This is a genomic window from Streptomyces sp. NPDC046203 (genome assembly GCF_040646255.1).
Classification (GTDB): Bacteria; Actinomycetota; Actinomycetes; order Streptomycetales; family Streptomycetaceae; genus Streptomyces.
In genome coordinates, this window is record NZ_JBEYZX010000028.1 from 38,530 (window position 1) to 52,598 (window position 14,069).

Sequence of the window (14,069 nt, forward strand, 5' to 3'; positions counted from 1 at the left end):
GGCGAACCGGCGTACGGTCACTCGCACGTCACCTTGTCCCGCGGCGTGTAGTGCGTCGCGAACGTCTCGCGCTTCACCTCGGTGCCGCCGTTCTTGAACACCCGGTCCACCGTGATGTCGAAGCCCTCCAGCGGATCCTGCGCCTGGCACGCGGCGCCGCTGCCGGTCCGGACCCCCGGCGCGGTGATGTGGGTGCGCGGGCCCGCGACCGCCTCCACCGAGTCGTACTTCTTCGTCCCGAGGAAGGTCACCGTCACCGACGAATCCGTCGAACTCGCCTTGATGTAGAGCGGCTTGCCCGTGTCGTTGCGGAACCTCAGGTCCAGCGAGCCCCAGGCCACCGTCGCCTCCCGGCCCGCCGGGTAGCGCTCGATGTAGAAGGAGTGGGCGCCGTGCTCGACCGGCTGGACGCCGGCGAAGAAGAGCGCGTTGTAGACGGTCGTCGCCACCGCCGAGACACCGCCGCCCGGCGCCAGCTGGTAGCGGCCGTCGAGGATCATGGTGCCGTCGACGAAGCCGTTGGCCGGGGTGCGTTCGCCGACCGTCCGGTTGAAGCTCCACTCCTCGCCCGGCTGGACCAGCGAACCGTTGATCAGCTCGACCGCGCGGCCGATGTTGGTCGTCCGGTACGGGGCGGCCGGGAAGTTCACCGTGAACGTCGACATCTGCTCGGTGATCCCGAGCTGCGCCAGGCTTCCCGAGGACAGCCGCGGCGGGGTGGCGGTGGTCGTGACCGGGCCGGTACGGGCGGCGTCGCCCTTCTTCGTGAGCAGCGGTTCCACCGCTTCGCCGAGCGCCTCGGCGGTCACCCGGCGACCGGACCGGCCCTCCTGCTCCACGACCACCTTGCCGTCCCGCACACCGAGCCGGGCCTCGACGGGGCTGCCGGTGAAGGAGTCCAGTCGACGGGCCACGGCGGGGTCCTTCATCAGACCGGAGGCGTCGAGCGACGAGCCGAGCCGGCCCCCCTCCGCCGTCACCTTCAGATGGGCGGAGAGCGTGGCCGGCGCGATCGACAGCCGCTGGTCGCCCGAGGTGAGGGTGACCGGGCCCGACACGGCGGGCTCGGCGAAGTCCTTCACGAACCGGGCGATCTCGGCGGCCCGCACCTTGGGGTGGGTGACCGACACCGGCAGCAGAACGGGAGAGGCGCCCGCGCCGACCGGTGGATAGGCGGTACGCAGGGCGTCGACCGCCTTGTCCGCGTCCAGGCTCTGTCCGTCGCGCGGCCGGGTCACCACGGTCTTGCCGTTCTCGAAGGCCACCGCGCCCTCGCGCACCGTGCGATCCGTCTTCTTCGCCACGGCGGCGACCGCCGCGTGCGCCTTCGGGATGTCGAAGGAGACGACCGGCTCGATGTCGCGGCTGCCCGGCGAGAAGAGCCGGCCGATCACCGTGACCGGGTCGCGGGACGGATCGGCCGCCCGCTCCGCCGTGGCCGCCGCGTCGATGGCGAGCCCGACGGACTCCGGGGCCACCGTGGTCGTCGTGTCGCCGATGGCGACCTTGATCGGATCGGTCCAGGCGGCGGGGGCGGCCGAGGTCAGCCGGGCGGCGGCCTCGGCACGGCTCAGGCCGCCGATGTCGATCCCGCTCACCCGGGTGCCCGCGGATATGTCGTCCCCGGTGGCGACGAGACCCGCCACGTACAGTCCGCCGGCCGCGGCGGCGACCACACCGGTCGCGAGGGCCGTCTTGCGCAGGGGGCGGCGGCGTCCGTGCCGGCCTCTGGCGGCGGCGGTACGGACGGAGGTCGTGGAGCGGTGCACACACCCTCCCGGTGCGAAATGGGATCGGAAGGAACCGGCCGCCGTACGAACCGGGCGCACTCCGGCCTTGGGGAGCCGAAGAGAGCGAGGAGACCAAGAGGCGGAGGCGGCCGAGGAGGCCGGGCCGAGCCAAGGGGAGTCCGGGCGTACGCGGGCGGAGCCGGGGCAGGTTCCGTGCGGGGGCAACCCGGCCACGATACGCCGAATGGGGTATACGGCCTAAATGATCTCTTTCTTCCTTCGGTGACTCCGGTCTCGCCGCCTCTCGATCTAAGGTGGATCGGTGTCCACGTCTCCGATCGGTCCCCAGTCAGTCGACCGCGCGCTCGCTCTGCTCGACGCCGTCGCCGACGCCGAGCGACCCGTCGGAGCCAAGGCCCTGGCCCGTACCCTCGGCTGCGCGCTGTCGACCGTCTACCACCTGGCCGGCCCCCTGATCGCCCGCGGCCACCTCGTCCGCACCCCCGAGGGCTACGCGCCCGGACCGCGCGTCCCCGCCCTGCACCGCGCCTACCAGCGCCACCACGGTCTTGGCGGCCCGGTCGCCACCCTCCTCGGCCACCTGCGCCGCACCGCCGGCGCCGAGGCGTACTTCACCACCTACCGGGACGGCCGCATCACCGTCCTCGACACCACCGCGCCCGTCACCGACACCGGCCACCCCTTCACCCCCGGCCCCGAGGCCCGCGCCCACGCCACCGCCCACGGCAAGGTCCTGCTCGCCGGACTGCCCCGCGCCGCCCGCCGCCGCTACCTCGATGAACACGGCATGGCCCGGTTCACCGACCGTACGATCACCAGCCCCGAACGCTTCGAGGCGGAACTGGCCCGGGTACGCGAGAGCGGCGTCGCCGTCTCGGTGGGGGAGGCGGACCCCGCGTACACCTGTCTCGCCACCGTGCTCCCCGAGCGCGCGGACGGCATCACGCACGCGCTGTCCGTCTCCCTCCCCACCGCCGACTTCCGGCGGCGGCACGGCGAGGTACGGGCCGCCCTGGCCCGGGCCGTCCCGCTCTTCGTGCCGTTCCTCGACGCGGGCGGGGATCCGGCCCCGCCGGAACCGTGCGGGATTCCGACCCTGCCGGAATCCTGAGCCGCCCGGCTGGCGGCGGACCCGGGCAGGCCGCACCGTGGAGGCATGATCTTCATCGCCGTACGATTCACCGCCCGCCCCGACGTCGCCGACGCCTGGCTGGAGCACGTCGCCGACTTCACCAACTCCACCCGCGCCGAGTCCGGCAACCTCTTCTTCGACTGGTCGCGCGGTGTCGACGACCCGAACCAGTGGGTTCTCCTGGAGGGCTTCGCCGACGACGAAGCCGGTGCGAAGCACGTCGCCTCCGACCACTTCAAGGCCGGTCTCGAGACCATGGGCGCCCTGATCGCCTCCACCCCCGAGATCATCCACGTGAACTCGCCGGAGCTGCAGGGCTGGGGCCCCATGGGCGAACTCGCCCGCTGAGTCCGCTGAGTCCGCTGAGCCCGCTGAGTCCACGACTCGGCTGACTCGGCCGGGTCCGTCGAGTGCGCCGGTCCGCCGGGCGGGCCGAGCCGCCTGAGCAGGCAGAGCCCGCCGCCCCCGGCGTGCTCGCCGAACCCGCCGGAGTTCCCCGGGCGGTCGCCGTACACGGCGACCGCCCGTCTCCGTTTCCGGGCCCGAGGCTTCCGACGGGCCGATGCCTACGTGCCTACGTGCCTACGTGTCGACGTGTCGCCCGACGGGCTCGCGAGCCGGGAAGACCCCCTGCCGGCCCCGGCGAAATCCGAGTGCGTCCGTCGCGCCGGCCGTGCCACGATGACGCCGGAAAGCGAGGTCCCGTGGGCGGATTGAAGCGGTTCGAGCAGGCACTGGTCACCTGGGTGGCCGGTGGACCCGAGGCGGAGCGGGCGGCGACGGCCGCCCGCGAACTGGCCGGCGGGGTACGCGCGGCGGTGCTGGTCGAGGGGGACAGCGACCGGGCCGCCATCGAGACGCTCGCCGCCCGCCACGGCCGTGACCTCGGCGCGGAAGGAGTCGCCGTCGTTCCGCTCGGCGGCGCCACGAACATCGGGCACTTCCTCGACGTATGCGGCCCGCCCGGGCTCGGCCTCCCGCTCGCCGGGCTCTGCGACCTCGGCGAGGAGCGGCACTTCCGGCGTCATCTGGAGCGGGTCGGCCTCGCGGAGCCGGGGCTCACCCCGGACGGCCTGGAAGACCTCGGCTTCCAGGTGTGCGACGCCGACCTGGAGGACGAGCTGATCCGCGCGCTCGGCGCCGCCGGCGTACGCGACGTGATCGACGGCCAGGGCGAGACCCGCCCGTTCCGTACGTTCCAGGGCCAGCCCGCCCAGCGGGACCGGCCCGTCGCCCATCAGCTGCGACGCTTCCTGGGTACCCACAGCGGACGCAAGGAACAGTACGCTCGGGCGCTCGTCGCCCACCTGGACCTGGCCGCCGGCGTCCCCCGCCCGCTGGAGCGGTTGCTCGCCCGCGTCTGACCCGGCCGGGCCGTCGCGGTGGCCCGGCCCCTCCCGGCCCCGTTCGCTGCGGTGCGCCATGCCGTGATCACCCCGAACGGGCGGAAGCGCCCGGACGGAGGGGCGGGATGCGATACCTGACGATCTTCGTCATCGCGGCTCCGGGCGTCGTGCTCGGCGCCGGCGGTATCGCCGCCCTGCGTACCGGCTGGATCCTTCCCTGGCACCGGCGCCACGTCCGGCGACCCGCGCTCCACGGCTGGGCCCTGCCGGCCATGGGTGTGGCGTTCGCCGCCCAGGCGGCGGTCCTCCTGATCTCGTTCGAGTCCGGGCGCCTCCCGCAGGGGCTGCCCCTGGCCGCCTCCGGCATCCTCGTGGCAGGCGTACTGTTGCTCGGCCTCGCGCAGCGGGGCCCCTCCCGACGCTGACCCGGGAAGACGCCGGGCCCGCCGCGCCCGGCCCGCCATGCCGGGCTCACGCCGCCCGGCCAGGAGGCGGCACGCCGCCGCGCGATGACGTATCACCACGCGATGTCGTCGCCCCCCCCGTGGTGCCCCCCCGTGGTGCCGCCCCGTCACCCGCCGCCGTCCCACCACCCGGTGCCGCACCGACTCCGCCCGGGGGAGAGGCCGGGCCGGACGGCCGTACCCCGCCCTCCGTGCCGTTCGGGTGTCTCCAGCGGGCGCGCCGGCGCGCCGCGCGGTCGAATCGAGGCATGGCCCCCTTCGACAGGACCCGTACCGGCGGCTCCGTGCCGAGCGTCGCCGCCCAGGGCACATGGTGGTACGCCGCCATAGCCGGCGAGGCCGCCGACTCGTTCAGCGCCCGTGTCCGGATACGCATGCGGCGAGCCTGCCTTGCCGCGATCCTGCTGCTCACCCTCGCCTACGCCGGGCTCGTGCTCACCGCCACCGGCCGGCGCTGGGGCGACGCCGCGGTGGCCGGCCGGCTCGCCGATCCGATCGTCGCCCGCCTGCTGCGCGAGCATCCCTCGGCCCAGGGCCTGTCCACCCTCACCCTGATCCTCGCCGTCCTGCTGCTCGCCGCCACCGGCCTCCTGCGCAAGCGGTACGCGCACACCGGCGCCGCCCTCGGAACCCTCGCCGCCGCCCTCCTGGTCGCCGAACTCCTGCGGCGCTACGCGCCCGGCCCCCGCCTCGCCGACGCCTCCGGCGCCACCGTCCCCAGCGGCTTCCCCAGCGTCTCCGGCGTGATCGCGGCGGGCGTCGCCCTCGGGCTGCTCCTCGTCGTCCCGTACCGGCTGCGCACCGTCGCCGTCGGCCTCGGCGCCCTGTGGGCCGCCGCCCTCGGCGCGTACGGCATCGCGGCCGGCCACCACCGTCCCGGCGACGTCATCGCCGCCGATCTGCTCGTCCTCACCGCCTACGCGGCGGCCGTCGGGGTGCTCGCCCGGGGCGGCAAGGTACGCCCGGCGCCCCGGCGTGGACTGCCCCCGCAGCGGCTTCTGGTCACCCTCCCGCTCGCCGTCCTCGCGGTCGCGGGGCTCGCCGCGGGCGGGTACCTCCTCGGCGCGAGCCTCCCCGGCTCCGGCCCCGGACCCCTGCCCGTCGAACTGCCCCGGATCGCCCACCGCTGCGGCCAGGCGCTCGCCGCCGGAACGGGCGCCGCCGTCGCCCTCGCCCTGCTGGGGATGCTGCGCCGCGTGGAACTCGACCCGGAGCCCGTCCCGTACCGGCACGCGCCCTCCGAGGCCGACCCCGACGCGGAGTTCGACCCGGACGCGGAGACCGACCCCGACGCGGAGACCGACCCCGGCCTCGGCACCGGCCTCGGCACCGGCCTCGGCTCAGGTCGCGCCTCCCGCCTCGACACCGACTCCGGTCGCGGCTCCGGTCCGGGCTCCCGCCGCGATGCCCACCTCGACGCCCGCCGCGATACCCACCTCGCCTCCCGCCTCGGCGCGGGCCCGGGCACCGGTGCCCCGCGTCCCGGCGATCCGCTCCGCCGGATTCCCTGGATTCCCCGGATCCCTCGGATTCGCCGGATTCCCAGGTACCCCTTTTCCCGGGGACGGGATCACGAGATATCTTGATGTCGAGCAATCTTGTAGACGCAGACACAGACGCAGACGTGGAGCGGAGCACACCCGGTGACTGACTCGACCATCATCTACACGCACACCGACGAGGCGCCCGCCCTGGCGACGTACTCGTTCCTGCCCGTGATCCAGGCGTACGCCTCGACCGCCGGCATCAACGTCGAGACGCGTGACATCTCCCTGGCCGGGCGCATCATCGCCAGCTTCCCGGAGCGTCTCGAGGAGGGTCAGCGCATCGAGGACGCCCTCGCCGAGCTGGGCCGCCTGGCCAAGACGCCCGAGGCCAACATCATCAAGCTGCCGAACATCTCGGCCTCGATCCCGCAGCTGAAGGCCGCGATCGCCGAGCTCCAGGCCCAGGGCTACGCGCTTCCGGACTACCCGGACGACCCGCGGACCGACGAGGACAAGGACGTCCGCGCCCGTTACGACAAGATCAAGGGCTCGGCCGTCAACCCGGTCCTGCGCGAGGGCAACTCCGACCGCCGCGCCCCCGGTGCCGTCAAGAACTACGCCAAGACCCACCCGCACCGCATGGGCGCCTGGACCGCCGAGTCCAAGACCAATGTGGCCACGATGGGGCAGAACGACTTCGCCTCCACCGAGAAGTCGGCCGTCATCGCCGAGGACACCACCCTCCGCTTCGAGCACGTCGCCGCCGATGGCACCGTGACCGAGCTGCGCGCTCCGCTGAAGGTCATCGCCGGTGAGGTCGTCGACGCCTCCGTGATGCGCGCCGCCGCGCTCAACACCTTCCTGTCCGAGCAGGTCGCCCGCGCCAAGGCCGAGGGTGTGCTGTTCTCCGTGCACCTCAAGGCCACGATGATGAAGGTCTCCGACCCGATCGTCTTCGGTCACGTCGTGCGCGCCTTCTTCCCGGCCACCTTCGCCAAGTACGGCGAGGTCCTGGCGGGCGCCGGCCTGTCCCCGAACGACGGCCTCGGCACCATCCTGGGCGGCCTGGCGGCCATCCCGCACGGTCTCGGCGACGAGATCAAGGCCTCCTTCGACGCCGAGATGGCCGAGGGCCCGGCCCTTGCCATGGTCGACTCCGACAAGGGCATCACCAACCTGCACGTGCCGTCCGACGTCATCGTCGACGCCTCGATGCCGGCCATGATCCGCACCTCCGGCCACATGTGGGGCCCGGACGGCCAGGAGGCCGACACCCTCGCCGTCCTCCCGGACAGCTCCTACTCCGGCGTGTACCAGGCCGTCATCGAGGACTGCCGCGCCCACGGCGCCTTCGACCCGGCCACCATGGGCTCCGTCCCGAACGTCGGCCTGATGGCGCAGAAGGCCGAGGAGTACGGCTCCCACGACAAGACCTTCGAGATCGAAACGGCCGGCACCGTCCGCCTGGTCGACCCGGCCGGCACCGTCGTCCTGGAGCAGGAGGTCGCCGAGGGCGACATCTTCCGCGCCTGCCAGACCAAGGACCTGCCGATCCAGGACTGGGTCAAGCTCGCCGTCACCCGTGCCCGCGCCACCGGCGCCCCGGCCGTCTTCTGGCTGGACGAGAACCGCGCCCACGACGCCCGCCTGATCGCCAAGGTCGGCACGTACCTCGCGGACCACGACACCGAGGGCCTGGACATCAAGATCCTGTCCCCGGTCGAGGCCACGAAGTTCTCCCTGGAGCGCATCCGCCGCGGCGAGGACACCATCTCGGTCACCGGCAACGTCCTGCGCGACTACCTGACCGACCTGTTCCCGATCCTGGAGCTGGGCACCAGCGCCAAGATGCTCTCCGTGGTCCCGCTGATGGCGGGCGGCGGCCTCTTCGAGACGGGCGCCGGCGGCTCCGCCCCGAAGCACGTCCAGCAGCTGGTCAAGGAGAACTACCTGCGCTGGGACTCGCTCGGCGAGTTCTTCGCGCTGGCCGCCTCCTTCGAGCACCTGGCCACCACCGCGGGCAACACCCGCGCCCAGGTCCTGGCCGACACGCTGGACCGCGCCACCGGCACCTTCCTCAACGAGGACAAGTCGCCGACCCGTCGCCTCGGCGGCATCGACAACCGCGGCAGCCACTTCTACCTGGCCCTCTACTGGGCCCAGGAGCTGGCCAAGCAGACCGCCGACGCGGAGCTGGCCAAGGCCTTCGCCCCGCTCGCCGAGACGCTCGCCGCCAACGAGGCGAAGATCGTCGACGAGCTGATCGCCGTCCAGGGCGCCCCGGCCGAGCTGGGCGGCTACTACCAGCCCGACCCGGCCAAGGCCGCGGCCGTGATGCGTCCGTCCGCGACCTTCAACGAGGCCGTCGCCTCCCTGGCCTGAGGCCGGGACCGGTGTCCGCGCGGACACCGGCAGTGACACAGTGACACCGTGACACCGGGGCCGCCCCGGCCGGGACCATTCCGGCCGGGGCGGCCCTGTCGGTGGCGCATCCGCCGTTCGGGTGTGAGGCTGGATGGATGAGTTGGGCATCATGGACGACCACTGGTGTGTACACCGGTGGGGGCGGGGTGCTGACCGACGAGGTGGGTGTCCTCACGGGTGACGTGACGGTGCACACCACCTTCGTCGACGGAGAAGCACGCGTGGCCGTGCAGTACAGCGGAGCGTCCGACTGGTTCACCATGTCGGGCAGCCCCGTTCCCTGCGGATCGGAGCCCGAGAGCCGAGATCTGCACGACGCTGTGGTGGAGGCCGTACGGGAAGCCGTACGGGAAGGAGGCGGAGCGATCGTGCCGAGCATGCCGCACCTGTCCGGATAGGGCCCGCCCGTGCCGAGGCCGCATCCGCGGGCCTCGGCGGCGAGCGCGGTCCCGGGTTCCCTGTCAGGGCCCCGGGCCTTTGGCGACCCCTGGCGGCGTCCCGGAGCCGCCGGTGAGAGACCGAGGGGTGTCGTGTGCGCCGGGCCCCGGCACACACGACACCCCTCGGTCATGCCGATGCTGTCGATACGGCCGAGACCGCCGGCACGGCCGAGACCGCCGGTTTCCCGGGCACCCGGGGAACCGGCGGTCTTGTCGCTTGTCGCTTGCCGTTGTCGTTCGCCGACGGTCAGTCCGTCAGTCCGTCAGGCCGTCAGTTTTCGGGGGCGTCTTCCCCATGCGGCGCCACCACCACCGGGCACGGCGCCAGGTGCAGCGCCGCGTGCGCCACCGACCCGATCCGCCGGCCCAGCGCCCCGCGCCGGGACCGCCGCCCGACCACGAGCAACTGCGCCGCCCCGGCCTGCGACAGCAGCACCTCAGCGGCGCTGCCCATCTCCACGTGCTCGGTCACCGTCACGTCCGGGAACCGCTCCCGCCACGGCGCCAGGGCCTCGCGCAGCGCCTTCTCCTCGTACGGGACGAGCCCGCCGGCCTCGTCGGCGACCCGGAGCGACCCCGGGCTGAACGCGAACAGTGGCGGCAGGCTCCAGGCCCGTACGGCCCGCACCGCCGCGCCGCGCGCCGCCGCCGTCTCGAAGGCGACCTTCAGCGCGGGCGCGCTGTCCTCGCCGGTGCCGGTCTGGCCGACCACGATCTCGCCGCCGGCCGGCTCGGGCGTCTCGCCGTCGCGGGAACGGACGGCGACGACCGGGACGGGGGAGGCCGCGATGAGCTGCTGCCCGTACGAGCCGAGGATGAAGCCGACCAGCGCACTGTGGCCGCGCGAGCCGATGACGAGGAGGTCGGCGTCCTTGACGGTGTCGAGCAGCGCGGCCACCGGGGTGTCGCCGAGGACCTGCGCGGACAGCGGGCGGCCGGGGTGACGGGCGGCGATCTCGGCCTCGGCCTGGTGCAGCAGATCGCTCGCGGCTTTCTGCTGGACCGCCGGGTCCTGGGCGAGCGGCAGGTCGAGGGGCTCCCAGCGCCAGGCGTGCACCAGCCGCAGCGGCAGGCCCCGGTACGCGGCTTCCCGGGCGGCCCAGTCGGCCGCGGCGAGGCTTTCGGGGGATCCGTCGACTCCCGCGACGATCTCACGACTCATCAGGATGCCTCCGTCGGTTCGGCGCGGGGCCCGCCGGGCGGCGGACCCTCTTGCTGTGACCAGCTTGATCGTATCGGCGGCGAAAGAAGAGGGACCTACGTCCCGAGCTCCCTCGCCGACCGGCCTGAACTGGGCATTCGCAGAATCCGACGAGGGTGGCGGCGGGTCGGTGGCCGCGCGATTCGAGGGGGCCGACTAGACCGGGAGGGTGAGCCGGGCGTGGGTGCCGTGCAGATAGTGGTCGCCGATGTCGCGCAGCCGGTGGTCGGGGGAGACGGGGGCGGTGAGCGCCCGGACGTTGCGCCAGAAGCGGTCGAAGCCGGGGTCCGCGCCGAGGGGGTCGGCGGGGGAGTGCGGGGCGACGAGTTCCAGGACCCGGGTGGTGATGTCGCCCGCCGCGCGGTGGGCGACGGTCTCGGCGGCGGCGACGAGGACGGCGATGTCGGAGCGTTCCCCGACCCCGAGGCCGTGCGCGGCGAGCAGGCCGTGCGCCAGGGCCTCGGTGGCCCGGTCGGCCACGGCGGCCGCGGTGTGCGCGGCCGTCGCCGACTCCCCGTAGGCGAGCAGCAGATACGGATCGTCCTCGGGCGCGGGGCCGGCGGGCGCGGTCCGCTCCTCCGGTCCGGTGGGCGGGGGCGGTGCGCATCGGGAGGCCCGGCTGACGTCCCGCGCCTCGGCGAGCGCCCCTTCGGCGATGCCCAGCGTGACGTGGACGAGCAGCAGGCGCAGGACGAGTGGGACGAGGGTGGCGTACGGGGTGACGGTGTGCTCGTCGTACGGCAGGACGCCGAGGATCCGTTCGGCGGCGACCGGCAGCCGGTCGAAGGTCACCGTGCCCGCCCCGGCGAGGCGTTGACCCAGCCGTTCGGTGTACGGCTCGGTGGAGACGGCCGGGTGCGCCGGGTCGGCCAGGACGACGAGGACGTCCCCGCTCGCGGTGTCGCGGGCGCCCACCAGGAGGCGGTCGGCGACGGCGACGCCGGAGGTGAAGAAGCGCCGGCCGGTGAGGTGGTACGTGCCGTCGCCGGCGGGGGTCAGGACGAGTCCGGCCGGGCCGCGCTCAGCGCGCGGGGGCTCGGCCGATCCGGCGAGCAGTCCGGGTGCCCCGGTGTCGTGCGCGGGGAGGCCGTGCGCGGCGAGGCCGGGGGACAGGAGCCGTGCGGTCCAGGACAACGCGCAGTGATGGGCGAGGAGTTCACCGATCGAGCCGTCCGCCGCGGAGATCTCGCGGATCACTCGGCAGGCGGTGTGCCAGTCGGCGCCGGGCCCGCCGGGGCCGGGCGCGGTGAGCAGACCGGGCAGGCCCGCCTCGCGGAGCCGGGCTGCCTCGTCGAAGGGCACCTTGCCGGCGCGGTCGCGGTCCCGGGCGTCGGCGGCGAGGTCGTCGGCCAGCTCCCGGACGACCAGCGGCCAGACCGTGTCGTCCGCGAGGCGGTCGGGTGGCGTGGCGGAGGCGGGTCGTCGCCTCGCCTGCTTCCGGGTCCTCATGTCACCTCACCGGCCTCTCCGCGACTATCCCCACTGGACTGGTAGGGATAGTCGCAGAGAGGGCTTCCCGCGCCCAAGAGGCGCCCGCATGGCGGACGGTGCCGTATCAAGGTGTGGAAGGGCCTTGCTTGGAAGGCGAGTTGGCGGAGGCCGGGTGGTCAGGGGTTGGCCCAGGCCTCCGGGGCCTCGGCGAGTGCCGTGATCTCCGACGGCAGCCGCCCGGCGGCCACTTCGGCGAGCGAGACACCTTCGAGCACCTGGCGCACATTCGCGCGCAGCGCGACCCAGACCGTCAGGAGCGAGGCGGCCGGGCCGGTGTACGACAGCTCCGGGGGCCGCTCGCCCCGTACCGACACCAGCGGACCCTCGACACAGCGGATCACGTCGGCCAGCGAGATCTCCCCGGCGGGCCTGGCCAGCCAGTACCCGCCGTTGCCGCCGCGCTGGCTCAGCACCAGACCGCCCTTGCGCATGTCGCCGAGGATGCCTTCGAGGAACTTGTGCGAGATGCCCTGGTGTTCGGCGATGGCCTCCGCCTTCAGCGGGCCGGCGTCCCGGGCGGCGGCGAGCTGGAGAGCGGCGCGCACGGCGTAGTCGGCCTTGGCTGAAATGCGCATACGCGCATTATGCACAGCCGCGCGGGGCCTCGGACGCGGGGGAATCCAGTACCCCGGACACGATGTGCCGCAGCCGTCGTACGAGGCGGCAGCGGGCAGGGGTGTGCGTGGTGGGCGTGACAGTGACGGGTGGGGCCCCTGCCGCCCACGCCCCCACTACCCAGGCGCCACTACCCAGGCGCCCACCGACCGTCCCGGCACGCGGCCTGGCCGGTCGGTCGAAGCGTCCGCCGATCAGCCGAAGCGCCCGCCCGACAGCGGCGCCGTGGCGTCGCCGCCGCCCGCGCGTACCCCGCGCAGGAACGCCTCCAGGGCCTCCAGCGAGGTCCGGGACGGCTCCCAGCCCAGTTCCCGGTGCGCCCGCCCGGTCGCCATCACCGGTAGTCGCAGCACCGCGTCGAGCAGGTCGGGCGAGGCGTGGGCCACCCGCATCCGCCAGGCCGCGGCAAGCGCCGCGCGGATCGCGGGCGCCGGTACCGGCACCGGCCGCGCGTCGAAGAACCGCGCGAGCAGCTCCCCGTCCACCACCGGCTCGGCCGCCAGGTTGAACGCGCCGCGCACATCGCGCAGGACCGCCCGCGCGTAGCCGTCGGCCGCGTCGTCGGTGTGCAGGAACTGCAGGCGCAGCCCCGGGAGTCCGGGCAGCAGCGGGAGCAGATCCGGCCGGATGAGCTGCCCCGGGAACCAGCGGCCCGCGAAGATGCGCCGCTGCCCGCTCGCCGACTCCTCCTTGAACTGGAACGCCGGCCGCATCCGCACCACCCGGGTCTGCGGATGGTCGCGTTCGAAGGTGTCGAGGACCCGCTCCAGATACGCCTTCTCCCGGGTGTACGCGGCTCCCGGCCAGCCGTGCGCGGGCCAGGACTCCGACACCGGACCGCCGCCGGCCGGGCCGGGCGAGTAGGCGCCCACCGACGAGGCGTGCACCAGGGCCGGGACACGTGCGGCGGCGACCGCGTCGAAGACCCGGAGCGAACCGAGCACATTGGTCCGCCAGGTCGTCACCGGATCGCGGACCGGCTGGAACCGCCAGGCCAGATGGACGACCGCGTCGGCGTCCGCCACGTACCGGGCGAGCCGTCCGGCGTCCCCCTCCATGGACAGATCGACCTCCGCCCACTCGGTCTTCGCCAGGGTCAGCCGGGGCCGGCGGCGGGCCAGGCCCAGGATCGAACCGACCCGGGGCTCCCGTGCCAGGGCCCGTACCACGCTCGTGCCGACGTTCCCGGTGGCGCCGGTGACCACGACCCGCAGTCGCTCGCTCGCGTTCATGTACCGACCTTCCGCCATCGCGCCGGTGCCCGCACGCGGACCACGCCGGTGACGGATGGTGAAGCCGTCGGACACGGGGTGGACGACAGCGGCCCCGGGGGTCCCACCGTGCCGGAGAGGCCGGAAGGCCGGAAGTCCGGAAGTCCGTATGCGGCCCCCGGCCGAACCGCCGTGCCCCGCCTGCTGTGGGCTTTCCGGACCCAGGAGTGGCAGGAGCGGGCGGGGCCCGCCTCCGGCGGTTCGAGGGCGCCGCGCCCGCTCTCGCGGCCGTGGCCCGCGGTCCCAGCGCTCCGGCTCTCGCTCCCCAGGCGTCCGCCGCCCCGCAGTCCCCTGCCTCCCCGCGCGGACCTCCGCCCTCCCCTTCCCCTCCCACCCCCTCAAGCCTCCGCCCCGGGCCCCGACCTCCCGTCCGGCATGCCCCGGAACCGTGCGTGAGCGGTTCGGCGCACGCGAGCGGGGTATCCGCCGAGTAGCCACCGGCTTGGC

12 protein-coding genes are annotated in these 14,069 nt (G+C 74.1%); 7 read left to right on the plus strand and 5 right to left on the minus strand.

The window, feature by feature from the left end:
* Positions 1–17: 17 nt before the first annotated feature.
* Positions 18–1,769, minus strand: coding sequence for a VanW family protein (locus ABZ990_RS20335; RefSeq protein ID WP_361233114.1), 1,752 nt, complete (start codon positions 1,767–1,769; stop codon positions 18–20).
* A 283-nt stretch (positions 1,770–2,052) separates the two neighbouring features.
* On the opposite strand from ABZ990_RS20335, the gene ABZ990_RS20340 reads away from it, so the two are divergent.
* The 7 genes from ABZ990_RS20340 to ABZ990_RS20370 all read left to right on the plus strand — a co-directional run bounded on the left by ABZ990_RS20340 (position 2,053) and on the right by ABZ990_RS20370 (position 9,002).
* Positions 2,053–2,862: an IclR family transcriptional regulator C-terminal domain-containing protein gene (locus tag ABZ990_RS20340; RefSeq protein ID WP_361233116.1), complete on the plus strand. Its 810-nt coding sequence runs from the start codon at positions 2,053–2,055 to the stop codon at positions 2,860–2,862.
* Positions 2,863–2,907: 45 nt separating this feature from the next.
* The gene (locus ABZ990_RS20345) at positions 2,908–3,231 is read left to right on the plus strand and encodes a putative quinol monooxygenase (RefSeq protein WP_361233119.1); all 324 of its coding nucleotides are present in this window, start codon (positions 2,908–2,910) and stop codon (positions 3,229–3,231) included.
* 356 nt (positions 3,232–3,587) lie between these two features.
* Positions 3,588–4,247, plus strand: coding sequence for an ATP-dependent endonuclease (locus ABZ990_RS20350; protein WP_361233122.1), 660 nt, complete (start codon positions 3,588–3,590; stop codon positions 4,245–4,247).
* A 107-nt stretch (positions 4,248–4,354) separates the two neighbouring features.
* Complete coding sequence (locus ABZ990_RS20355; protein ID WP_361233124.1) at positions 4,355–4,654, plus strand: hypothetical protein; 300 nt, start codon at positions 4,355–4,357, stop codon at positions 4,652–4,654.
* A 287-nt stretch (positions 4,655–4,941) separates the two neighbouring features.
* Positions 4,942–6,279 (plus strand): phosphoesterase, encoded by a 1,338-nt coding sequence (locus tag ABZ990_RS20360; protein ID WP_361233126.1) that lies wholly within the window; start codon positions 4,942–4,944, stop codon positions 6,277–6,279.
* 57 nt (positions 6,280–6,336) lie between these two features.
* Entirely contained in the window at positions 6,337–8,562 is a 2,226-nt protein-coding gene (locus ABZ990_RS20365; RefSeq protein WP_361233129.1) for an NADP-dependent isocitrate dehydrogenase, read from the plus strand.
* Between the two features lie 137 nt (positions 8,563–8,699).
* Positions 8,700–9,002: a hypothetical protein gene (locus ABZ990_RS20370; protein WP_361233131.1), complete on the plus strand. Its 303-nt coding sequence runs from the start codon at positions 8,700–8,702 to the stop codon at positions 9,000–9,002.
* 313 nt (positions 9,003–9,315) lie between these two features.
* Here the strand turns inward: ABZ990_RS20370 and ABZ990_RS20375 are convergent, their stop codons facing one another.
* The 4 genes from ABZ990_RS20375 to ABZ990_RS20390 all read right to left on the minus strand — a co-directional run bounded on the left by ABZ990_RS20375 (position 9,316) and on the right by ABZ990_RS20390 (position 13,583).
* Positions 9,316–10,206 carry a universal stress protein gene (locus ABZ990_RS20375; protein ID WP_361233134.1) on the minus strand — a complete coding sequence of 297 codons (891 nt, stop codon included), beginning with the start codon at positions 10,204–10,206 and terminating at the stop codon, positions 9,316–9,318.
* Positions 10,207–10,401: 195 nt separating this feature from the next.
* The gene (locus tag ABZ990_RS20380) at positions 10,402–11,694 is read right to left on the minus strand and encodes an acyl-CoA dehydrogenase family protein (RefSeq protein ID WP_361233137.1); all 1,293 of its coding nucleotides are present in this window, start codon (positions 11,692–11,694) and stop codon (positions 10,402–10,404) included.
* Positions 11,695–11,852: 158 nt separating this feature from the next.
* Positions 11,853–12,311, minus strand: a complete 459-nt coding sequence (locus ABZ990_RS20385) for an Rrf2 family transcriptional regulator (protein WP_361233140.1) — start codon at positions 12,309–12,311, stop codon at positions 11,853–11,855.
* 234 nt (positions 12,312–12,545) lie between these two features.
* Positions 12,546–13,583: an NAD-dependent epimerase/dehydratase family protein gene (locus ABZ990_RS20390; protein WP_361233143.1), complete on the minus strand. Its 1,038-nt coding sequence runs from the start codon at positions 13,581–13,583 to the stop codon at positions 12,546–12,548.
* Positions 13,584–14,069: the final 486 nt, after the last annotated feature.

Bases quoted from the DNA above. Each gene is read 5' to 3' on its own strand.
- ABZ990_RS20390 (WP_361233143.1), bottom strand. From the start codon at position 13,583: ATGAACGCGAGCGAGCGACTGCGGGTCGTGGTCACCGGCGCCACCGGG.
- ABZ990_RS20385 (WP_361233140.1), bottom strand. From the start codon at position 12,311: ATGCGCATTTCAGCCAAGGCCGACTACGCCGTGCGCGCCGCTCTCCAG.
- ABZ990_RS20355 (WP_361233124.1), top strand. From the start codon at position 4,355: ATGCGATACCTGACGATCTTCGTCATCGCGGCTCCGGGCGTCGTGCTC.
- ABZ990_RS20380 (WP_361233137.1), bottom strand. From the start codon at position 11,694: ATGAGGACCCGGAAGCAGGCGAGGCGACGACCCGCCTCCGCCACGCCA.
- ABZ990_RS20345 (WP_361233119.1), top strand. From the start codon at position 2,908: ATGATCTTCATCGCCGTACGATTCACCGCCCGCCCCGACGTCGCCGAC.
- ABZ990_RS20375 (WP_361233134.1), bottom strand. From the start codon at position 10,206: ATGAGTCGTGAGATCGTCGCGGGAGTCGACGGATCCCCCGAAAGCCTC.
- ABZ990_RS20360 (WP_361233126.1), top strand. From the start codon at position 4,942: ATGGCCCCCTTCGACAGGACCCGTACCGGCGGCTCCGTGCCGAGCGTC.
- ABZ990_RS20370 (WP_361233131.1), top strand. From the start codon at position 8,700: ATGAGTTGGGCATCATGGACGACCACTGGTGTGTACACCGGTGGGGGC.